This window comes from Sulfurifustis variabilis, from assembly GCF_002355415.1.
Lineage (GTDB): Bacteria > Pseudomonadota > Gammaproteobacteria > Acidiferrobacterales > Sulfurifustaceae > Sulfurifustis > Sulfurifustis variabilis.
In genome coordinates this window covers 2,567,626-2,586,379 of sequence record NZ_AP014936.1, presented here as the reverse complement: position 1 = coordinate 2,586,379, position 18,754 = coordinate 2,567,626, and the positions used below count along the sequence as shown (strand labels likewise).

Below are 18,754 nucleotides of genomic sequence, written 5' to 3'. Positions count from 1 at the left end.
GCGGGCCGCGGCTCGCGGTCGCCGCAGGCCCCGTGGCGCGAATCGCTACTTCAGCACGGTGTACCAGTTGTTCTGGAGGTCGTGCGCGAGGCGGTTCGTCGTGACCGAGCGGAAGCCCGCGCGGGCGAGGTACTCCCGGGTCTTCTCCTCGCCCCACATGGCCCCCAGGCCCTCTCCGCCCTGGGCGAGCGAGACGGTCATGCAGTGCATGCACGAGACCGTGTAGAGGAGCGGGCCGAGCGGGTGCTCGGCATCCTTGTGCACGTGCCCGGTGCCGCTGATGTCCTGCATGAGGTATACGCCGTCCGGCTTCAGCGCGCGCCGGATGCCCTTGAGCACGTTCAACGGCTTCGCCTGGTCGTGCACGGCATCGAAGGTCGCGATGAAATCGTACGCCTCCGGCTCCGCATTGCGGTCGAAGTCGCTGAGGTCGGCGGCGATGAACTCGACGTTGACGAGGCCCTGCGCCCGCGCGCTCTCCCGCGCGTGCGCGATCGCCTCCTCCGAGAGGTCGATGCCGGTAAAGCGGCTCTTCGGATACAGCGCCGCGAGGCGGTTCACGACGCGCCCCCGACCGCAGCCCACGTCGAGCATGCGGATCCCCTGCGCGAGCCGGTCCGTCAGGCCCGGCACGAGCGGCAGGATGTGCGTCTCGAGCGAGGAGAGGACCGACTGCCCGCTGTCCTCCGCCATGACCTCGTGGAATCGCGGGTAGCGCGAGTAGGGGACGCCGCCGCCGTGCCTGAAGCAATGCACGATGTCGTCCTCGACGCCGCCGAGCACGCCGATGTACTGCGCGAACACCGCCATGTTGTCGGCGTTCGCGGCGCGCGTCACGAAAGCGGCGTGCTCGGCGGGCAGCGCGTAGCGGCGGGTCGCCGGGTCGTACTCGACGATCGCGCCGGTCACCATCGCGCCGAGCCACTCGCGCACGTAGCGCTCGTCGAGCTTCGCGGCCGCCGCGATCTCGGCGCTCGTGGCGGGGGGCAGCGTGCGCATGGCGTCGAAGAGGCCGGTACGATGGCCGACGGAGACCATCAGGCAGAGGGCCCCGTTGTTGAGGGTGGCGAGCAGCCGGCCGGCGAAGGCCTCGGCGCGCGCCGGATCGAAGTCGAGCTGTTTCTGCGCTGTCTGTGCCATGGATGCCTCCTAATAGGCGGATGTTTCTCGCACGGGGGCCGACGGGGCTCTCCCGGCGCGGAGAAAGGTACTCCCGCCCCTACGGTTGCGATAAAGTCGTTTCGGGCAATTACCGGACGAATCTGCCATGTCGGACGCAAACGCCAGGCTGACCGTCGCCCTCCTGGCGGTGCCCGAGTCGACCGCCTCGACCCTCTACGGCATGTACGACGTCCTGGCCTCGGCGGGGCGGGACTGGGACTTTCTCGTCGCCGGCCGGCCGGGGCAGTCCTTGATCCGCCCGCTCATCGTCTCTGCGGACGGCCGGGGCTTCCGGGCGGTCAGCGGTCTGCGCGTCGAGCCCGAGTGCGCGCTCGACGCGTGCCCGGCGGTGGATGTCGTCGCGATTCCGGACCTGATGGTCGCGCCGGAGGAGGAGCTCTCGGGGCGCTACACGGCGGAGGTCGAGTGGCTCCGACAGCGCTACGCCGCGGGCGCGACGCTGGCCGCCGCCTGCTCGGGCGCGCTGGTGCTCGCCGAGGCCGGGCTGCTCGACGGGCAGGACTCGACCACGCACTGGGGGTACTGCGAGGCGATGGCCGCGCGCTACCCGAAGACGCGCGTGCACCCGAACCGGGCGCTCGTGATCTCCGGCGAGGGCCGCCTGATCCTCGGCGGCGGGGGCACCTCCTGGCAGGACGTCACGCTCTTCCTCATCGCGCGCTTCCTCGGGACCGAGGAGGCGATGCGGGTCGCGCGATTGCATCTCGTCAACTGGCACGACGTCGGCCAGCAGCCGTACGCGGCCCTCACCCGCGGCCGCCAGGTCGAGGACGCCCTCATCGCGAAGTGCCAGGAATGGATCGCGCTGCATTACGACGAGGACACCCCCGTGGCGGCGATGGCGCGCCTGAGCGGGTTGCCCGAGCGCTCCTTCAAGCGGCGCTTCGCGCGGGCGACCGGCATGTCACCGATCGCGTACGTGCACACGCTGAGGCTCGAGGAGTCGAAGCACGTCCTCGAGACCACCGAGCTCCCCATCGACGCCGTGGCGAACGAGGTCGGCTACGAGGACGCGAGCTTCTTCGGCCGGCTGTTCCGCCGGCAGGTCGGCCTCACCCCCGCGCAGTACCGCAAGCGCTTCGGCGCGCTGCGCCGCGTGCTGGAGCAGGGCGAGCGGCGCGCACCCGCGGCGCCGCCGCGCGGTCGTCTTGCGTCATGATCATCGCGCCGCGCTCGACGTCCGGCGCACTCGAGGTTCGGCCGGCGCGACGAGCGTGCCGGCGCGACCGATCGCCGACTTGACCAGCTCGTACTGCGACCCGAGCTCGCGCCGGTCCTGTCCCTCCGTGAACGTCCGGTAGCGGTGGCCGCCCTGCGCGAGCAGCGTGTTCGTCGCGACGCGGTAGCGGCGCCCGGGGTCGAGCGGCTCGTCGCCGATCCGCACTTCCCGTAGCCGCTCCCCCCGCTTCGCGTCGCGCCGGTACGCGAACGTCAGACCGCTGACCTGCACCAGCCCGCCGACCTTTACCCGGGGATCCTTCGTGTAGGTGTTCTCGAGCGACTGCTCGAGGATCTCGCGGACCTGCGCGCCCGTCAGCGTCATGGTCACGACCTTCGAGTCGTGCGGAATCAGGTTGCGAAGCCCGGCGGCCGCGATCGATCCCGGCGGAATGGCGACGCCGTAGCCGACGCCGGGGAGCAGCGCGGCGTCCACGCCGGTCTCGCGTCGCACGATATCGGCAAACAGCATGTCCGCCGGCGACGGCTCGTCGCGCGGCCCCGGTTCCTGGCCGGCGAGCGTCTGGGCGCGCGCCACGGTACCGCCCGCGGCGCCGACGGTCTCGTCGAGTCTCTCCCGGTGCGGCGCGAGGGCCGCGTGTACCACGTCGGCGACGCGCGGATCGGGCTGCAGGAGGTCGTTGTCGATGAGGATCAGATGCCGGCGGTGTCCGGTGACCCGGCCGTTCTCGATCGTGAGGTCGAGACGGCCGAGGTCCGAGCCGTGCGCGCCGGCCTGCACGATCAGCGTCTCCCCCACGCGCTCCGCCTCGACCATGCGGTTGTGGCTGTGGCCGCCCACGATCACGTCGATGCCCGGCACCTCGCGCGCGAGGTGCTGCTCGGCCGAGAGGCCGAAGTGCGAAAGCACCACGACCAGCTGCGCGCCTTCGCGGCGCAGTTGCGGCACGAGCTCGCGCGCCGTGTCGATGGCATCGCGGAACTCGAGGCCGGCGACGTTCTTCGACGCGGTCGTGAGCGCCGTGTTGGGGTACGCGAGCCCGATGACGCCGATGCGCACGCCGTTGATCGTGCGAAGAACGTAGGGCGTCGCGAAATGTCCCCCGCCTTTGCGATACAGATTGGCGGCGAGCACCGGGAATCGGGCCTCGCCGATGCGCCGTGCGAGCGCTTCCGGCCCGAAGTCGGGCTCGTGGTTGCCGATCACCATGGCGTCGTACCCGATCGCGTTCATCGCCTCGACGACCGCCCGGCCCTCCGTCTCGACCGCAATCATCGTGTCGCCGATCGTGTCTCCGCCGTCGAGCAGCAGGACCTTCTCGGCGCCGACCTCTCGACGCACATCGGCGACCGCCGTCGCGATCCGATCGAGGCCGCCGATGCGCTTGCCGTCCAGCTCGCCCCAACCGGTCCACGGCTCGATGTGCCCGTGCAGATCGTTCGTGTGCAGGATCGTGAGCGCGCTGTCGTTCACTGCGTTTCCGTGAGCGCACGCGCCCAGCCCGGAAGCGAGCAGCAGCGCCAGGGCGAGGGCCGGACGACGTGACATCCGTGTCACTCCGTGTTCGAGGCGATTCGGGCATTGTCCGAGGCGCCTCCAGGCGATCAATCGAGACTTCCCCGTACTCCTTTTTCCGGTAGTCCCGAGCATGCCGGGCGACGTCCGTTGTTCTGAGGTAGGATCGGACGACACGGATGGCTCACCCCGATATCCCCGCGCGGGTATCAGCCGTACTCCGTACGCCATCCCGGGCGCGCCGCATCCGCGCCGGGCCAAGGAGGAGTCGATGAAGAGCGCGTCTTCCCGTTCCCCTTCCGTCACGCCGGACCTCCGCGCCTGGTGGATGCCCTTTACCGCGAACCGCCAGTACAAGGCGGCGCCGCGACTCCTGGTCGGCGCAAAGGACATGCACTACGTGAGCCACGACGGGCGCCGCGTCCTCGACGGCACCGCAGGCCTGTGGTGCGTCAACGCCGGGCACTGCCGCGAACCGATCGTCGAGGCGATCCGGCGGCAGGCCGCGGAAATGGATTTCGCGCCCCCGTTCCAGATGGGGCACCCCAAGGCCTTCGAGCTCGCGAGCCGCGTGGCGCAGATGCTGCCGGGCGATCTCGACCACGTGTTCTTCTCGAACTCCGGCTCGGAGGCGGTCGAGACCGCGCTGAAGATCGCGATCGCCTATCACCACGCGCGCGGGCAGGCGAGCCGCACGCGCCTGATCGGGCGCGTGCGCGGCTACCACGGCGTCAACTTCGGCGGAAACTCGGTCGGCGGCGTCGTCGTGAACCGCAAGGCCTTCGGCCTCGGGCTACCCGGCGTCGATCACCTGCCGCACACCCACGACCTCGGGCGCAACGCCTTCTCGCGCGGCGAGCCCGAACGGGGCGCCGAGCTCGCCGACGAGCTGGAGCGGCTCGTCACGCTGCACGACGCGAGCACCATCGCCGCCGTCATCGTCGAGCCGATCGCCGGGTCGAACGGCGTGCTGATCCCGCCAAAGGGTTACCTGCGGCGGCTGCGCCAGCTCTGCGACCGCCACGGCATCCTGCTCATCTTCGACGAAGTGATCACCGGCTTCGGGCGGCTGGGCGCGCCGTTTGCCGCCGATTATTTCGACGTCCTCCCCGACATCGTCACGCTCGCCAAGGGGCTCACCAACGCGGCGGTGCCGATGGGGGCGACGGTCGTGCGCGCGGCCGTTCACGACGCTTTCATGAACGGACCCGAGCATCTCATCGAGCTGGCCCACGGCTACACCTACTCGGGCCACCCGCTGGCGGCCGCCGCCGGGCTCGCGACGCTCGACCTCTACCGCGACGAGGGCGTGTTCGAGAACGCCGCCGGCCTGAGCGCGTACTGGGAGGAGGCGGTGCACGGTTTGAAAGGCGCGCCGCACGTGATCGACCTGCGCAACCTCGGCCTGGTCGCCGGGATCGAGCTCGAGCCGCGCGCGGACGGCCCCGGGAAGCGCGCCTACGACGTGTTCGTGCGCTGCTACGAGAAGGGTCTGCTCGTACGCGCCGTCGCCGACATCATCGCCCTCTCGCCGCCCCTGATCCTCACCCGGGGCCACGTCGACGAGATGTACTCGATACTGGGCGAGGCGCTGAAGGAAACGGCGTAGGAAACGGCCGGATCTCGATCGCGGGCGGGCGACGGCCGCGCGCGGCGGGGACGGCGCCGATGGACCGAATTCTGCGCAGGAACGCGCAGCGGAGGGCGGTATGGTGCATTGCGAGGTGATCCGGTTCGAGGAGTGGTCCGACAAGGGTTCGGTGACGCCGGCCATCGTGAAAAAGGGCATCAACAACTGGCTCGAGCAGCACCGTCCCGCGCGGTTGCTGCACGTCGCCCAGTCGGAGGGAGCGGTGTTCATACCCGATGGGCCGACCGAGCGCGGCACCGTGAGCCGGTCGCTCACGATCACCATCTGGTACGAGGACGGCGCCTAGGTTGCGTTCACGGCCGGTGTGAGCGGGAGGCGCGGGGCGGCTCCCCGCGACGGCCAGGGCGGTTCAGCGCCGGGCCTCGTCGGCGCCTGCCGTTTCGGGGAGGGCAGCGCGACCTCCCCGAGCCCACGCCTCGTACTCCTCGCGCTCGATCGTGCCGTCTCCGTCCTTGTCGACCGCGAGCAGGTCGAGCCCGGGCACGAGCACCGCCTCCTGCGTGGAAAGCGCCCCGCTCTTGTCGATGTCGGCCTGCTCGAAAGGCAGGCGCGCCGTCTCGCCGGTCGCCGGTCGGCCTTCCCGACCCTCGCCGCACCCCGCCGACAGAATGCCGACGGCGAGGCCGATGACCAACATGCGGGAAGAGGTGTTCATGCGTGGTTCTCCCGTCAGCATGCTACGCCACCTGGCACCCGATTAGACCTTTCCTCCGCCGCGGGATTCCGCGCGCCGTTTTTATCCGGGCAGCGCGAGGCCGACGCGCCCCCACTGCGCGCGCTGTCTCCCGCGACGGATTCTTGGTGGACGTGCGCGGACGGGCTATCGTGTTTGCGGGCGCATGCCGGGCCCGGGCCCGGCAGGCGCGCGCCCAGGAAGGTGCAGCATGGCCTTGATCTATACCGGCATCCAGCGGACGGTCGCGGTGCTTGACGAGCGCAGCACCGCCCTGGAAGCCGCTCAGCTCATGACCGAGCGCTTCATCGGTTCGGTCGTGGTGACGGGGGCGGCACGCGTAACGGGCATCTTCACCGAGCGCGATCTGGTGAAGCGGGTGATCGCGGCGGGACGCGATCCGAGCGGCGTGCGGCTGCGCGACGTGATGCGGCAGGATCCGGTTCGAGTCGGCCCGCGCGAAAGTGTCGGGCGCTGCCTCGATCTCATGAAGGAGCATCGCTGCCGTCATCTGCTGGTGTTCGACGGCGAGGAGTGCGTCGGCATCGTCTCGCTGCGCGACCTGGTGGCCCTGATGCTCGAGGAGAAGGAACAGCTGATCCAGCAGCTGACGCGGTATATCACCGGCTGAAGCCCGGGCCGCGCTCGACGGAGCGGGTATCACCGCATTGCCGGCTTGCGGGCACTGTGCTCCCATGGGCGCGATCACAGGAGTGATCGGTCATGAGGCAAGGACGAGCCCGCCGCGCGCGACGCGCGCTCCTCATCGCGGCCTTTTCGCTTCCCGTCTCCCACACCGCCAGCGCGGTCGACATTCACTACGCGCGCGCCATCGGCGATCCGTACGAATACCGCCTGCCGCCCGCTTCGCGGGAATCGGCCGACCCGGCGACGGACCCGGCAAGCGGCTCCGTCGATCCGTCCGGTGCGCCGGGCGCCGCGACGACCCCCGCGCGGGAGATCGCGCTCCCGGGGCTCGGCAGCGAAACGCGGGCCCCCGCGCCGGAAGAGGGCGGCCGGGTCTGGCCCAAGATCCTGATCGGCGTGCTGCTCGTGGGCGCCATGGCGGCGCTGGCCGGCAAGGACGGAGGCGGCGGAGGCGATGTGCAGGTCAATGCCGGCGTCGATCTCGGCGGCGGCTCGGGCGGAGGTGCGGCGGCGCCTCCCGTGAGCTCGGGCGGCGGGGCTTCATCGGGAGGCAGCGCGCCCGAAGCGTCCGCCCCATCCTCCGGCAACGCGAGCCCACCCCCGAGCGGCTCGGGCGGCGGCGGCCCGACCATCACGATAGGAACAGGCGGCAACGGCGCCGGCCGGCCCGGTGGCCGAGAGGATGACGACGACGATGATGATGATGACGGGAAGGGCGGGCGCGGAAAGGGGGACAAGAAAGGCAGGAAGTGAGCGAGAACCGCACCGGCACGCGCCCGGCCGGCCCTCGAAAAAGCGAACCCCGCCGAAGCGGGGTTCGTTTACCGAAAATCGCGGTCGGTCAGATCGCGGTGACGTTCGCCGCCGCGGGGCCCTTCGGGGTCTGCTGCAGCTCGAACTGCACCTTCTGGCCCTCGGTCAGGACCTTGAATCCGCCGCCCTGGATGGCGGAGTAGTGCACGAACACGTCCTTCCCGCCGCTCTCCGGGGTGATGAAGCCGAAACCTTTACTCTCGTTGAACCACTTGACGGTACCTTTGAGCACTGTACTTACTCCGGTTAGTTGACTAGAGCTGCAGGAGCCTATCGAACGGGACTGCGGAAGTAACTGCGGATTTAACCGGAGGGACTACCGAAGGGCCGTGGCGACTGCAGCCACGGAAAGCTTAGGCGAACCGCTTAAAAAAAGCCAGACGCCGCCGGACCGGTCTCCCGGTCCGGCGCCTTTGTCGCCTAGGCCGTGATCGGCCGGTGCTCCCGATAACCGAAGCCGAAGTACAGGGCGGCCGCCGCGATCACGAGGTGCAGGACGACGTCCGCCGGGTTGTGCGCGATGAAACCGAGCAAAGGCTCCCTCCCGTAGAACAGCCCGAGCAGGGCGACGAGCGCGTAGATCACCCCGAAGACCTGGAAGTAGAGGCGCGAGAGCGATTCGCTCTGCATGCCGGCGTAGAGCGCGGCCGCTCCGCTGACCAGATGAATGACGTTGTGCGCGGCGTTGACGTGGAAGATTCCAAGCAGGTAACCGTCCGACGTCGTGATGCCCGGTACGAACCCCAGGATGCCGGCGGCGATGAAAGCGATGCCGAAGACGACGGCTGCGCGTTTGAGCATGAGTCCCTCCTTGCCATGCCGGACAGGCCGTCCGGCTTTTCCGTAGCCCGCACCTTTTCACGCCGCGACCAGCGCCTGTATCCGGGGAATCCCCCACTCCGCGGCGTCGCGCGATCAGCGCGGCGGAGTGCAGTTCGGTTTGCGTCCCTGCGCCTGCGCCTGCCGGTATAGCTCGAGCGCCTTGGGCGTATGCTTGTTCAGGTTCTCCATGCGCTGCTCGCTCGACGGATGCGTGGAGAGGAACGCCGGCGGCCCGGAGCCGCCCACCCTGGCCATGTTCTGCCACAGGTTGACGGCCTGGCGCGGGTCGTAGCCGGCCCGCGCCATGTATTCCAGTCCGATGATATCGGCTTCCGACTCCTGGGCGCGGCTGAAAGGAAGCAGGATTCCGACCTGCGCGCCCAGACCGAGGAGCGCCATGACGTTGCCGCCTTCTCCACCGCCTCCGCCCGCGATCGCCTGGATGAGGCCGAGTCCGGCCTCCGTCGCATACTGCGTCGAGAGCCGTGCGTTCGCGTGCTCGGCCTGCACGTGCGCGATCTCGTGCCCGATCACTGCGGCCAGCTGATCGGGCGTGCGTGCCGCCTTCAGGATGCCGGTGTAGATGCCGATGCCGCCACCCGGCAGGGCGAAAGCGTTCACCTGGTCGTCCGCGAAGACGCTCACGTCCCACTGCCCGCCCCCCTTGGGCTTCCGGACGACCTGCACGACGGACTGCGCGACGCACTGGATGTACTTGCTCGCGGGATCGCCCTGCGCAGGCGGCGTCTTTTGCTTCATCTGCGCGAACGCCGTCTGGCCCATTTCCGCCACCTGCTCGTCGGGGAACAGGTTGAGCTGACGCCGGCCGGTCGGCGTCGTCTGGCACGCGAAGAGCAGCACGAGCATACCGGCGAGAACGGCGGCGAGCCTTCGGCGGGTCAGGGTCATTGTCAGCTCCACGATTCCTTCACAGCGCTGATTATCATGCCGGTGCGGTCGGGGCAGAAGAGGCGGAGCGTGGTCCGTAGGCCGACGCGGTATTCGCCTGCTTGGGCAAAGGGCAACTCGACGTCCCGCGCTCGATCGGCTCGGCGCAGTTTTCGCCATTGGCCGCGGTGCTTACCCGCGTCACGACCTCGCCTCCGGTGTAGTTCGGGTGACTTGGGGGAAACCCCTTGATTGATCGAACCGCCGCGCTTCCCTAACCTAGGCAAAACCAAAAGACAGCAGGGCAGGAAAAAACCGCCCTACGGTTGCCGAGCAACGAGTCCATCGGAGGGAATCATCCATGGGTATGCTGCGCGTAATGTGCGACGAGGGAGATCGGCAGTATTCCTGGCACGACCAGGCAACGCGGATCGCAGCAGAGAAGGTGTTTAACGAATTGAAGGCCAGGAACTACCTGGCCTACGAGGTGAAGGGCGACGGTTCCGCCGAGTCCATCCGGAGCTTCAAGCCGGAGGCGGGATCCATCGTGATGCACACGCCGCTCGTCGGCGGCTGATGCTCGTGAACGAGGTGCTGCTCACGGCCGCGGAGCGCCGCGGCCGCGACCTCCTTCATACGGTTCTGAGCCGGCGACAGCGTGCGCAGTTCGACGAAACGCAGAGCTTTCTGGTTCAGTTTCCCAGCGGGAACGCCGCCGAGGTTTCCACCCGCTCCCATCCGGTCGTCATCTTCCTGCAGAAAAGCCGGGGTCTCTTTTTCCGGGCGGCGCCGCGCGGGGTGCTCTACCACGCGTGCGTCCATCTGGAGGACAACTCGAACCGGTACGACCGCATGGTGGCGGTGAAGCTCGCGCTCGAGGTGAACGGGGAGAAGTGGTTCTGCTCGCACTTTCGGCACAATCTCTTTTATTGCGGCAGGCGGTTCCACGAGTTTCCCGACCGCTTCGGGGGGACGTACCACCTGATCCGGTACCTGCAGGAGAGGGGCTTCAGGCTCGATTAGGGGGCGAACGCCGGACCCGGCGCCTCAGATCACCCACTCGTTGCCGCACTCGCGGCACTTCACGTGGAGCCAGATCGGACCGCGCTCCTGCGGCTGCTCGCGCGGGTCGTCCATATCGGACCCCCCGGAGCCGATGAGGCCGAATCGGGCGTAGTGGCCGCAGCGCCCGCAGGTCGCACCGGCCCCCAGGTGCTCGGCGAGGATGAGGATCCGGTGGTACCGCTGCCAGCTGAACAGGCAGACACCGACGCCGAGGCCGCCGACCGCCACGCCGACGAGCACCTGGCCCAGGCCCTGTCTTCCGCCGACGACCTCGATGCCCGCGATGGCGACGATCATGCCGAGGAAGCAGGTGACGAGGTACGCGTGACCTTCGAGCAGGGCGCGCTCGTACCAGCGCTTGAACCCGAGCTTCCGGATCTTTTCCGCGGTGTGCATGGCGCCGTCCCTCGCGACACGTCGGCCGTTCATTCTACCTGCGCCGACTGCCGGCGCATTCTCCGGACGCGGGTTGCCGGCCGGCGGCCTAACGGGATCCGCGAGCCGCGCCGGCCGTCCGCCGCGGGACGTGCCACAGGAACACCTTGCGGTCGCTGACCGTGCGTTCCGCCTCCGGCTCCCAGTCCGTGCCCATGTCCCACGCGTGCGACACGACCGGCGTGCCGGGCCGCAGTTCGCGCAGCAGCTTGGGCTTGAGCTGCAGGTTCACGGAAGGCAGCAGGTAGAGCGTCACGGCGGTGGCCGGCCGCAGGTCGACGTCGAACAGGTTGCCCTGCACGAACCTCACCTTGTCCGCCACGCCGGCCCGGCGGGCGTTCTCGCGCGCCTCGGCGATGCGCGCCGGATCGATATCGACCCCCACGCCGCGTGCGCCGAACTCCTTCGCGGCCATGATCACGATACGTCCGTCGCCGGAGCCGAGATCGTAGACCATGTCGTTCGGACCGACCTTGGCCAGCTGCAGCATCTCGCGAACGACCGGCTCGGGCGTCGGCACGTACGGCACATCGTAGGCGCGGGCGACCGTCGCGCCCACGCCAAGAACGAGAAGGACGACGCCGATGAATCGTCCGAGCTCCCTCGTGGCTCGCATCGCACACCTCCGTGTCGTTGATCTCGGCCCCCGCATCAACGATGCAGAAGGCAAGCGCCGATCGCCATTGGGGAACATCACTAGGTAGCCGGGCCGAGGGCAAGAGCGACCGGCGGCCAACGTCGCGCCACTCGCGATTGCCGCGGTTCAGCGCGCCCAGAAATACACGACGACGAGCGCGACGACCGTCGCCCAGCCGATGCGGTCGACGTAGCGGTGCAGCGCCTTCTCCATGCGCTCGCCACCCCGGGCCATCAGCCCGGCGACGAGGAAGAAGCGCCCGCCGCGCCCGATCGTCGAGGCGAGCACGAACGGTACGAGCGGCATCCCGATGACGCCGGCGGCGATCGTGAAGAGCTTGTACGGAATCGGCGAAAAACCGGCGACGAAGATCGCCCAGAATCCCCAGGCGTCGAACCACGCCCGGGCGGCGAGATAACCCTCCCAGTAACCGGCGCGCTGCAGGATCGGCTCGATGAGCCCGAAGGCGAGCCAGCCGATCAGGTAACCGGCGAGGCCGCCGACGACCGATGCCGCGGTGGTGATCGCGGCGTACGCCCACGCCTGCCTGGGGCGGGCGAGCGCCATCGGCGCCAGCATGACATCGGGCGGGATGGGAAAGAACGAGGACTCGGCGAACGAGAGCCCGGCGAGGAAGTACGGCGCGCGCGGATGGCGGGCCCACACCATGGCGCGGGCGTAGAGCGCGGAGAACAGGCGCACGGTCAGAAGGGCAGGGTGAGATCGGGCCGCACGCTTTTCAGGAGCTCCCGGAACCGCGCCTGGATGCGCTCGAGCGCCGCCGGGGTATCGCCCTCGAAGCGCAGCACCAGCACGGGGGTGGTGTTCGAGGCGCGCACCAGGCCGAAGCCGTCGGTGAAGTCGACCCGCAGGCCGTCGATGGTCGTGACCTTCGCGTCGGGGAAGCTCGCCTGGCCGACGAGCTCCTTGATCACCGCATGATGCTCCCCCTCCGCGAACTTGAGGTTCAGCTCCGGCGTGTTCACCGTGTTCGGGAGCGATCCGAAGATGTCCGCGGGAGACCGGGAATCGCGCGAGAGGAGCTCGAGCAGCCTCGCGGCGGCATACAGCCCGTCGTCGAAGCCGTACCACCGCTCCTTGAAGAAGATGTGCCCGCTCATCTCGCCCGCGAGCAGCGCGCCGGACTCCCTGAGCTTCGCCTTGATGAGCGAGTGCCCGGTCTTCCACATGATCGGTTCGCCGCCCGCCTTGCGGATCTCGGCGTCGAGCGTACGCGAGCACTTCACGTCGTAGATGATCTTTCCGCCGGGGTTGCGTGCGAGCACGTCGCGCGCGTAGAGAATCATCTGGCGATCGGCCCAGACGATGTCGCCGGCCGGTGTGACGACGCCCAGGCGGTCGCCGTCGCCGTCGAACGCGAGACCGACGTCGTACCCGCCGCCTTTCACGGCGGCGATGAGGTCGGCGAGGTTCTCCGGCTTGCTCGGATCCGGATGGTGGTTCGGGAAGCGGCCGTCGACCTCGCAATAGAGCTCGGTCAGCTCGCACCCGAGGCGTTTCAGCAGCTCGGGCGCGACCGCGCCGGCGACGCCGTTGCCGCAGTCCATCGCCACGCGCATCCGACGCGCCAGCTTCACGTCGCCGGCGATGCGATCCATGTACGCCGGCTTGACGTCGACCGGCGTCACGCGCCCCTCGCCTCGGACGAGGTCGTTGCGCTCGAGACGCCGGCGCAGGTCCTGGATCGCCTCGCCCGAAAGCGTCTCGCCGGCGATCATGATCTTCAGGCCGTTGTAGTCGGGCGGGTTGTGGCTGCCCGTGACGCTGACGCCGGAGCCGGTGCCGAGGTGATGCGTCGCGAAGTAGAGTACCGGTGTCGGTACCTGTCCGATGTCGACGACGTCGCAGCCGGCGCGGTTGAGTCCGCGAGCGAGCGCGGCGACGAGCTCGGGTCCCGACAGACGTCCGTCGCGCCCCACGGCGAACTTCCGGCTGCCGCGCGCGATCGCCTCGCTCCCGATCGCCTGGCCGATGCGCTCGACGATCGCGGGCGTGAGGCTGCGCCCGACGATGCCGCGAATGTCGTAGGCCTTGAAAATCTCCGGAGGAAGGGCGGTCGGTTGGCTGCGCGGCACGGAACCCGGGGTGGACATGTCCTTATCGCTCGATTCGGTTTCGGGTCGCAGTGTAGAACAACGCCCGTCGCCCCTTCCACCCGGAAATCGCGGCCGCGCGGCGCGCGCGTTCCAAGCCCACGGGGGCGCCCCGGAGATCAGGGCGATTCATTTGCGGCCGGAGTGGCCGAAGCCGCCCGCTCCGCGCCGCGACTCCTCGAACTCTTCGACCACCTCGAAGTGCGCGGGTACGACCGGCACGAACACCATCTGGCAGATGCGGTCGCCCGGTTCCAGCACGAACGGTTCCTGCCCGCGGTTCCAGAGCGAGACCAGCAGCTGCCCCTGGTAGTCGGAGTCGATGAGACCGACGAGATTGCCCAGCACGATGCCGTTCTTGTGGCCAAGGCCCGAGCGGGGGAGCAGCATCGCGGCGATGTGCCTGTCGGCGATGTGGATGGCGATGCCGGTCGGGATCAGATGCGTCTCGCCGGGCTCGATGCGCAGGTGCTCGTCGATGCAGGCGCGCAGGTCGACGCCGGCGGAGCCGTCGGTGGCGTAGGCGGGCAGGGGAAATTCAGTGCCGATGCGCGTGTCGAGAATCTTGAGCTCTACCTTGTGCATGGTACCTCTGGGCGATTTCATGAATGAGGATGCGCGCGAGCGCGGTCTTGTGCGCCTGCGCGAGCTCGGTCGTGCCCCGTCGATCGACGAGCAGCAGCGTGTTCGTGTCGGCTTCGAAGCCCGAGCCCGGCCGACCGACGAGATTGGCGGCGACGAGATCGAGCCCCTTCGCCTCGAGCTTGGCCCGCGCCCGCGCCTCGAGGTCCTCGGTCTCGGCCGCGAAGCCGACGGCATAGATGTCGGGTCGTCGCTTCGCGACGTCGGCGAGAATATCCGGGTTGCGTACGAGATCGAGGGTCAGGCGTTCGGCTTCCTTCTTGATCTTGCGCGGGGCGCTCTCGACCGGCCGGTAGTCGGCGACGGCGGCGACGCCGACGAAGATATCCGCCGCGTCGATCTCGGCCATCACCGCGTCATGCATCTCGCGCGCGCTGACCACCCGCACCGTGCGCACCCGGTCCGGGTCGGGAAGCGTCGTCGGTCCGGAGACGAGGACCGCGCGCGCGCCGGCCTCGGCCGCCGCCGCCGCGACGGCGTAGCCCATCTTTCCGGAACTGCGGTTGGTGAGTCCGCGCACCGGGTCGATCGCCTCCCATGTCGGCCCGCCGGTGACGAGCACGCGCACGCCGTCGAGCTCGCCGGTGGCGAAGATCTCCGCCGCGAGGCCGACGAGCTCGGCGGGCTCCAGCATCCGTCCCGGCCCGACCTCGCCGCACGCCTGCGAGCCGGAAGCCGGACCGAAGACCCGCACGCCGCGTTCCCGCAACCGCGCGAGGTTCGACTGCGTCGCCGGGTTCTGCCACATCTGCTGGTTCATCGCGGGGGCGACGGCGAGTGGCGCGGCGGTGGCGAGGCACAGCGCCGAGAGCAGGTCGTCCGCGCGGCCGAGCACTAGGCGGGCGATGAAGTCGGCGCTCGCCGGCGCGACGAGCACGGCGTCGGCCCAGCGCGCGAGCTCGATGTGACTCATCCCGGCTTCCGCCTCGGTATCGAGGAGCGCCTGGTGCACCGGATGACCGCTCACCGCCTGGAGCGTGAGCGGCGTGATGAACTCCCCCGCGGCGCGGGTCATGGCCACGCGCACGTCGGCCCCGGCCTCGCGCAGCCGGCGCACGAGGTCGGCGCTCTTGTAGGCCGCGATGCCGCCGGTGACGCCGAGCAGGACCCGTTTGTTGGCGAGGGTGGGCATATTTATTTAAAGTGTACGCGCCCGCGAAGCCCGGGCACAAACAACGACAGGGAGGTTGCCATGCCGATCACCGACTGGCCGGAAGCCGAGCGGCCGCGCGAGAAGCTGCTGATGCGCGGGCCGGAAGCGCTCTCCGACGCCGAGCTCCTCGCGATCTTCGTCAGAACCGGCGTGGCCGGGAAAACCGCGGTCGATCTGGCCCGCGAACTGCTCACGCGCTTCAACGGCCTGCGCAACCTGCTGGTCGCGAGCCGCGAGGACGTGTGCGAGGCGCCCGGGCTCGGCGAGGCGAAGTACGCGCAGCTCCAGGCGGCGCTCGAGATGGGGCGGCGTCACCTCGGCGCGCGCCTCGCGCGCGGAAACGCGCTCGAGTCGCCGGCCGATACCAAGGCCTTCCTGCACGCCTGCCTGCGGGACCGCCCGTACGAGGTGTTCTGCGCGCTCTTTCTGGACAATCGCCACCGGGTGCTCGCCTTCGAGGAGCTGTTCCGGGGCACGTTGAACGGTACCGCCGTCTATCCCCGGGAGGTGGTGAAACGGGCCCTCAAGCTCAACGCCGCGGCGCTGATCCTCGTGCACAACCACCCGTCCGGGGTGGCGGAGCCGAGCCGGGCGGACGAGGTCCTGACGGAGCGCCTCAAGGAGGCCCTCGGGCTCGTGGAAGTGCGGGTCCTGGACCACATCGTGGTCGGCGACGGGGAGATGGTCTCCCTGGCCGAGCGGGGCGTGCTGTAGCATCGGCGGGGCTGGCCTGTCACCCGGGATTCTGATATAAAACCGCTCCTTTTCGGCCCTCCGGGGCGCCTGGAGCATCAGTTATGTCGCGAGTCTGTCAGGTCACCGGCAAGCGCGTGCGGACCGGCAACAACGTCTCCCACGCGAACAACAAGACCCGTCGCCGCTTCCTGCCCAACCTGCATTACCGCCGGTTGTGGGTGGAGAGCGAGAAGCGCTGGGTCACCCTCCGCCTGTCCCAGCAGGGGTTGCGCACCATCGACAAGAAGGGCATCGACGTCGTGCTCGCGGAGCTGCGCGCCCGCGGGGAAAAGGTTTAGGTAAAGGAGACCGATCGTGGCCAAGGCGATACGCGAAAAGATCAAGCTCGTCTCGAGCGCCGGGACGGGACACTTCTACACGACCACCAAGAACAAGCGCACGACGCCGGACAAGCTGGAGCTCAAGAAGTACGACCCGGTCGTGCGCAAGCACGTGGCCTACAAGGAAGCCAAGATCAAGTAGCTTCCACCGGTACTGCGGCGTGTTACCGAAAGCCCGGCTTTGCCGGGCTTTCGCTTTTCTGCGTCGTCATCCGGCGACGCCGCCCGACGCGCGTATTCGTGCTATTACTATGTACAACACGCCGGATTTCTGGGATAAATACGCAGCGTTGTTTTTTGCTTGGATGAAGGTTTCCTCGTGTACGCCTTGAGCCAGCAAGTCCTGCGCACCGACGCCTCCGGCATTCCTCTCGAATGGATCGACTTCCGCGAGGCGGTACGGGCCTACTATCTCGGCCTGGTGGTCTACTCGCTGGGCGCGCCGCTGTACGAGATTCACGGCGGGCACAACGCCATCACCGGCCGCCGCTCGATCATCAAGGTGAATTCCATCATCGCCACGCACGGGGACAGCCACGCGGTCCTCAAGGCCCTGGCCCACTACGTTCCGCCGCTCAACAACCAGGCGCTGTTCGCGCGCGACGCGCACATGTGCATGTACTGCGGCACGCAGTTCTCGGGACGCGGGCTGTCGCGCGATCACATCATCCCGCTCAGCCGGGGCGGCACCGATGCCTGGAAGAACGTGGTGACGGCGTGCAAGCGCTGCAACAACCGCAAGGCCGGGCGCACGCCGGAGCAGGCCGGGATGGAGCTGCTCGCGGTGCCGTTCGTGCCGACCCATGCCGAGTACATCTACCTGCAGGGCAAGCGCGTGCTCGCCGACCAGATGGAGTTCCTGCTGGCCCATTTCCCGCATTCGAGCCCGTTGCACCAGCGGGTCTCGCGGCTGCTGCAGTAGGCAAGGAAAAACCCGCCAACGCGGGTTTTTCGTCGAAGCGCGCCCTCCGGTCCGCTCAGGCGGGCACGGGAACCAGCGTGTAGCCTCGAAGTTTCGCGGCGAAGTCCCTCAGGGCCTGGATGCCCGTCTGTTCGGCCTCCCGGCACCAGTCCTCGATCGCGCGCCGCAAGTGGTCCTGCGTGGTCGCCGAGCGATTCCAGATATCGGCCAGCGCCTGCTTCATCGCGTACACCGTGTTCAGGTTCGCGTGCCGCTCGAGCACCTGCTGCAGCCAGCTCCGGCTCGACTCGTCGAGCAGGCTCGCTTCGCGCACGAGCAGTCGCTTCGCCCGCTTGAGCAGCGCCCAGGATTCGCGGTCTTCCGGTTTCACCTTCTGCAGCTCCTCGCGATGCACCGGGCGCAGGACGTCGCGCGCGAACTGCGCCATGACCTGGAAACGGCCCGCGATGACGGCGCGCACGGTGTCGAGATCCACCTGCTGCTTGCCGGCATCGCACGCGAGCTCCGGGGGAATCTTCTTCACGCGGGCGAGCCCGAACGCTTCGAAGAGGCGAATGTAGAGCCAGCCGATGTCGAACTCCCACCACTTCGACGAGAATTTCGCCGAGCTCGGGAAGGTATGGTGGTTGTTGTGCAGCTCCTCGCCCCCGATGACGATTCCGATCGGAACGATGTTCGTGCTCGCGTCGGTGCACTCGAAGTTGCGGTAGCCCCAGTAGTGCCCGATGCCGTTGATGACGCCCGCCGCGAAGAACGGGATCCACATCATCTGCACCGCCCAGATCGAGAGCCCGATCGGGCCGAAGAGCACGAGGTCGATCGCGAGCATCAGCACGATGCCGGCCGCCGTGTGGCGGCTGTAGAGCCTGCGCTCGATCCAGTCGTTCGGCGTGCCGTGGCCGTACTTCGCGAGCGTCTCGGCATTTCGCGTTTCGACGCGGTAGAGCGAGACGCCGTCCCACAGGACCTTGTTGATGCCCACCTGTTGCGGGCTGTGCGGGTCGTCCGGCGTTTCGACCTTGGCGTGGTGCTTCCGGTGCACCGCCGCCCATTCCTTCGTCACCATGCCGGTCGTGAGCCAGAGCCAGAACCGGAAGAAGTGGCTGAGGATCGGGTGCAGGTCCAGGGCGCGGTGCGCCTGGTGGCGATGAAGGAAGATGGTGACGGAGGCGATGGTGATGTGCGTGAGGCCGAGTGCAACAAGCACGTAGCCCCACCACGGGAGGTCGATCAGACCGTCGAGCATGGGTGGGTTGTCCCGGGAGGTGGATAGGATTCAAGACTGAGTATAACCCAACTGCTTCGATCGCCGGCAATTCGGGCCTATTCCCGGCCATT

At 68.6% G+C, this 18,754-nt stretch carries 24 protein-coding genes; 11 read left to right on the top strand and 13 right to left on the bottom strand.

What is annotated here, in order from left to right; genetic code table 11:
* Positions 1 to 45 precede the first annotated feature (45 nt).
* Positions 46 to 1,140 carry a class I SAM-dependent methyltransferase gene (locus SVA_RS12455; RefSeq protein ID WP_197703185.1) on the bottom strand — a complete coding sequence of 365 codons (1,095 nt, stop codon included), beginning with the start codon at positions 1,138 to 1,140 and terminating at the stop codon, positions 46 to 48.
* Between the two features lie 127 nt (positions 1,141 to 1,267).
* Here SVA_RS12455 and SVA_RS12450 point away from each other — a divergent pair, with 127 nt between their 5' ends.
* On the top strand, positions 1,268 to 2,341 hold the full coding sequence (locus SVA_RS12450; protein ID WP_096461530.1) for a GlxA family transcriptional regulator: 1,074 nt from the start codon (positions 1,268 to 1,270) through the stop codon (positions 2,339 to 2,341).
* On the opposite strand, the gene SVA_RS19475 is transcribed toward SVA_RS12450, so the two are convergent.
* A complete protein-coding gene (locus SVA_RS19475) occupies positions 2,342 to 3,910 on the bottom strand; it encodes a bifunctional metallophosphatase/5'-nucleotidase (protein WP_169924076.1) in 1,569 nt (522 codons plus the stop codon). It abuts the gene before it with no gap.
* Between the two features lie 238 nt (positions 3,911 to 4,148).
* On the opposite strand from SVA_RS19475, the gene aptA reads away from it, so the two are divergent.
* A complete protein-coding gene (aptA, locus tag SVA_RS12435) occupies positions 4,149 to 5,486 on the top strand; it encodes an omega-aminotransferase AptA (protein WP_096461529.1) in 1,338 nt (445 codons plus the stop codon).
* A 100-nt stretch (positions 5,487 to 5,586) separates the two neighbouring features.
* Positions 5,587 to 5,814: a hypothetical protein gene (locus SVA_RS12430; protein ID WP_096461528.1), complete on the top strand. Its 228-nt coding sequence runs from the start codon at positions 5,587 to 5,589 to the stop codon at positions 5,812 to 5,814.
* Between the two features lie 63 nt (positions 5,815 to 5,877).
* On the opposite strand, the gene SVA_RS12425 is transcribed toward SVA_RS12430, so the two are convergent.
* Positions 5,878 to 6,183, bottom strand: coding sequence for an EF-hand domain-containing protein (locus tag SVA_RS12425; RefSeq protein WP_169924075.1), 306 nt, complete (start codon positions 6,181 to 6,183; stop codon positions 5,878 to 5,880).
* A 229-nt stretch (positions 6,184 to 6,412) separates the two neighbouring features.
* Between SVA_RS12425 and SVA_RS12420 the strand changes: the two genes are divergently transcribed.
* Both SVA_RS12420 and SVA_RS12415 read left to right on the top strand, forming a co-directional pair.
* Entirely contained in the window at positions 6,413 to 6,832 is a 420-nt protein-coding gene (locus SVA_RS12420) for a CBS domain-containing protein (protein ID WP_096461526.1), read from the top strand.
* A 92-nt stretch (positions 6,833 to 6,924) separates the two neighbouring features.
* Complete coding sequence (locus SVA_RS12415; RefSeq protein WP_096461525.1) at positions 6,925 to 7,602, top strand: hypothetical protein; 678 nt, start codon at positions 6,925 to 6,927, stop codon at positions 7,600 to 7,602.
* 88 nt (positions 7,603 to 7,690) lie between these two features.
* Here the strand turns inward: SVA_RS12415 and cspE are convergent, their stop codons facing one another.
* The 3 genes from cspE to SVA_RS12400 all read right to left on the bottom strand — a co-directional run bounded on the left by cspE (position 7,691) and on the right by SVA_RS12400 (position 9,393).
* A complete protein-coding gene (gene cspE, locus SVA_RS12410) occupies positions 7,691 to 7,894 on the bottom strand; it encodes a transcription antiterminator/RNA stability regulator CspE (RefSeq protein WP_096461524.1) in 204 nt (67 codons plus the stop codon).
* A gap of 188 nt (positions 7,895 to 8,082) precedes the next feature.
* Entirely contained in the window at positions 8,083 to 8,463 is a 381-nt protein-coding gene (locus SVA_RS12405) for a DUF4383 domain-containing protein (protein WP_096461523.1), read from the bottom strand.
* Positions 8,464 to 8,577: 114 nt separating this feature from the next.
* Positions 8,578 to 9,393, bottom strand: coding sequence for a M48 family metallopeptidase (locus SVA_RS12400; protein WP_096461522.1), 816 nt, complete (start codon positions 9,391 to 9,393; stop codon positions 8,578 to 8,580).
* A gap of 340 nt (positions 9,394 to 9,733) precedes the next feature.
* Between SVA_RS12400 and SVA_RS12395 the strand changes: the two genes are divergently transcribed.
* On the top strand, positions 9,734 to 9,949 hold the full coding sequence (locus SVA_RS12395) for a hypothetical protein (protein ID WP_148665461.1): 216 nt from the start codon (positions 9,734 to 9,736) through the stop codon (positions 9,947 to 9,949).
* Positions 9,949 to 10,395 carry a hypothetical protein gene (locus tag SVA_RS12390; protein ID WP_096461520.1) on the top strand — a complete coding sequence of 149 codons (447 nt, stop codon included), beginning with the start codon at positions 9,949 to 9,951 and terminating at the stop codon, positions 10,393 to 10,395. The genes SVA_RS12395 and SVA_RS12390 overlap by 1 nt, the downstream gene beginning before the upstream one ends.
* Positions 10,396 to 10,419: 24 nt before the next feature.
* On the opposite strand, the gene SVA_RS12385 is transcribed toward SVA_RS12390, so the two are convergent.
* The 6 genes from SVA_RS12385 to coaBC form a co-directional block, all read right to left on the bottom strand.
* Positions 10,420 to 10,866 carry a hypothetical protein gene (locus SVA_RS12385; protein WP_096461519.1) on the bottom strand — a complete coding sequence of 149 codons (447 nt, stop codon included), beginning with the start codon at positions 10,864 to 10,866 and terminating at the stop codon, positions 10,420 to 10,422.
* A gap of 55 nt (positions 10,867 to 10,921) precedes the next feature.
* Complete coding sequence (locus SVA_RS12380; protein WP_197703184.1) at positions 10,922 to 11,488, bottom strand: class I SAM-dependent methyltransferase; 567 nt, start codon at positions 11,486 to 11,488, stop codon at positions 10,922 to 10,924.
* A 147-nt stretch (positions 11,489 to 11,635) separates the two neighbouring features.
* Positions 11,636 to 12,211 carry a YqaA family protein gene (locus tag SVA_RS12375; protein WP_096461517.1) on the bottom strand — a complete coding sequence of 192 codons (576 nt, stop codon included), beginning with the start codon at positions 12,209 to 12,211 and terminating at the stop codon, positions 11,636 to 11,638.
* A 2-nt stretch (positions 12,212 to 12,213) separates the two neighbouring features.
* A complete protein-coding gene (locus SVA_RS12370) occupies positions 12,214 to 13,623 on the bottom strand; it encodes a phosphomannomutase/phosphoglucomutase (RefSeq protein WP_096461516.1) in 1,410 nt (469 codons plus the stop codon).
* Positions 13,624 to 13,752: 129 nt separating this feature from the next.
* Positions 13,753 to 14,208 carry a dUTP diphosphatase gene (gene dut / locus SVA_RS12365; RefSeq protein ID WP_096461515.1) on the bottom strand — a complete coding sequence of 152 codons (456 nt, stop codon included), beginning with the start codon at positions 14,206 to 14,208 and terminating at the stop codon, positions 13,753 to 13,755.
* The gene (gene coaBC / locus SVA_RS12360) at positions 14,162 to 15,397 is read right to left on the bottom strand and encodes a bifunctional phosphopantothenoylcysteine decarboxylase/phosphopantothenate--cysteine ligase CoaBC (RefSeq protein WP_096461514.1); all 1,236 of its coding nucleotides are present in this window, start codon (positions 15,395 to 15,397) and stop codon (positions 14,162 to 14,164) included. The genes dut and coaBC overlap by 47 nt, the downstream gene beginning before the upstream one ends.
* A 60-nt stretch (positions 15,398 to 15,457) precedes the next feature.
* Between coaBC and radC the strand changes: the two genes are divergently transcribed.
* The 4 genes from radC (at position 15,458) to SVA_RS20175 (ending at position 17,416) form a co-directional block, all read left to right on the top strand.
* On the top strand, positions 15,458 to 16,132 hold the full coding sequence (gene radC, locus SVA_RS12355) for a RadC family protein (protein ID WP_096461513.1): 675 nt from the start codon (positions 15,458 to 15,460) through the stop codon (positions 16,130 to 16,132).
* A gap of 83 nt (positions 16,133 to 16,215) precedes the next feature.
* The gene (gene rpmB / locus SVA_RS12350; protein ID WP_096461512.1) at positions 16,216 to 16,452 is read left to right on the top strand and encodes a 50S ribosomal protein L28; all 237 of its coding nucleotides are present in this window, start codon (positions 16,216 to 16,218) and stop codon (positions 16,450 to 16,452) included.
* Between the two features lie 16 nt (positions 16,453 to 16,468).
* On the top strand, positions 16,469 to 16,636 hold the full coding sequence (gene rpmG, locus SVA_RS12345; RefSeq protein WP_096461511.1) for a 50S ribosomal protein L33: 168 nt from the start codon (positions 16,469 to 16,471) through the stop codon (positions 16,634 to 16,636).
* 177 nt (positions 16,637 to 16,813) lie between these two features.
* Entirely contained in the window at positions 16,814 to 17,416 is a 603-nt protein-coding gene (locus SVA_RS20175) for an HNH endonuclease (RefSeq protein WP_096462940.1), read from the top strand.
* A 55-nt stretch (positions 17,417 to 17,471) separates the two neighbouring features.
* Here the strand turns inward: SVA_RS20175 and SVA_RS12335 are convergent, their stop codons facing one another.
* On the bottom strand, positions 17,472 to 18,662 hold the full coding sequence (locus SVA_RS12335) for a DesA family fatty acid desaturase (protein WP_096461510.1): 1,191 nt from the start codon (positions 18,660 to 18,662) through the stop codon (positions 17,472 to 17,474).
* Between the last annotated feature and the right edge of the window lie 92 nt (positions 18,663 to 18,754).

Coding starts and splice junctions, on each gene's coding strand:
- SVA_RS12455 (WP_197703185.1), bottom strand. CDS start 1,140: ATGGCACAGACAGCGCAGAAACAGCTCGACTTCGATCCGGCGCGCGCC.
- SVA_RS12450 (WP_096461530.1), top strand. CDS start 1,268: ATGTCGGACGCAAACGCCAGGCTGACCGTCGCCCTCCTGGCGGTGCCC.
- SVA_RS19475 (WP_169924076.1), bottom strand. CDS start 3,910: ATGTCACGTCGTCCGGCCCTCGCCCTGGCGCTGCTGCTCGCTTCCGGG.
- aptA (WP_096461529.1), top strand. CDS start 4,149: ATGAAGAGCGCGTCTTCCCGTTCCCCTTCCGTCACGCCGGACCTCCGC.
- SVA_RS12430 (WP_096461528.1), top strand. CDS start 5,587: ATGGTGCATTGCGAGGTGATCCGGTTCGAGGAGTGGTCCGACAAGGGT.
- SVA_RS12425 (WP_169924075.1), bottom strand. CDS start 6,183: ATGAACACCTCTTCCCGCATGTTGGTCATCGGCCTCGCCGTCGGCATT.
- SVA_RS12420 (WP_096461526.1), top strand. CDS start 6,413: ATGGCCTTGATCTATACCGGCATCCAGCGGACGGTCGCGGTGCTTGAC.
- SVA_RS12415 (WP_096461525.1), top strand. CDS start 6,925: ATGAGGCAAGGACGAGCCCGCCGCGCGCGACGCGCGCTCCTCATCGCG.
- SVA_RS12405 (WP_096461523.1), bottom strand. CDS start 8,463: ATGCTCAAACGCGCAGCCGTCGTCTTCGGCATCGCTTTCATCGCCGCC.
- SVA_RS12400 (WP_096461522.1), bottom strand. CDS start 9,393: ATGACCCTGACCCGCCGAAGGCTCGCCGCCGTTCTCGCCGGTATGCTC.
- SVA_RS12395 (WP_148665461.1), top strand. CDS start 9,734: ATGGGTATGCTGCGCGTAATGTGCGACGAGGGAGATCGGCAGTATTCC.
- SVA_RS12390 (WP_096461520.1), top strand. CDS start 9,949: ATGCTCGTGAACGAGGTGCTGCTCACGGCCGCGGAGCGCCGCGGCCGC.
- SVA_RS12385 (WP_096461519.1), bottom strand. CDS start 10,866: ATGAACGGCCGACGTGTCGCGAGGGACGGCGCCATGCACACCGCGGAA.
- SVA_RS12380 (WP_197703184.1), bottom strand. CDS start 11,488: ATGCGAGCCACGAGGGAGCTCGGACGATTCATCGGCGTCGTCCTTCTC.
- SVA_RS12370 (WP_096461516.1), bottom strand. CDS start 13,623: ATGTCCACCCCGGGTTCCGTGCCGCGCAGCCAACCGACCGCCCTTCCT.
- dut (WP_096461515.1), bottom strand. CDS start 14,208: ATGCACAAGGTAGAGCTCAAGATTCTCGACACGCGCATCGGCACTGAA.
- coaBC (WP_096461514.1), bottom strand. CDS start 15,397: ATGCCCACCCTCGCCAACAAACGGGTCCTGCTCGGCGTCACCGGCGGC.
- radC (WP_096461513.1), top strand. CDS start 15,458: ATGCCGATCACCGACTGGCCGGAAGCCGAGCGGCCGCGCGAGAAGCTG.
- rpmB (WP_096461512.1), top strand. CDS start 16,216: ATGTCGCGAGTCTGTCAGGTCACCGGCAAGCGCGTGCGGACCGGCAAC.
- SVA_RS12335 (WP_096461510.1), bottom strand. CDS start 18,662: ATGCTCGACGGTCTGATCGACCTCCCGTGGTGGGGCTACGTGCTTGTT.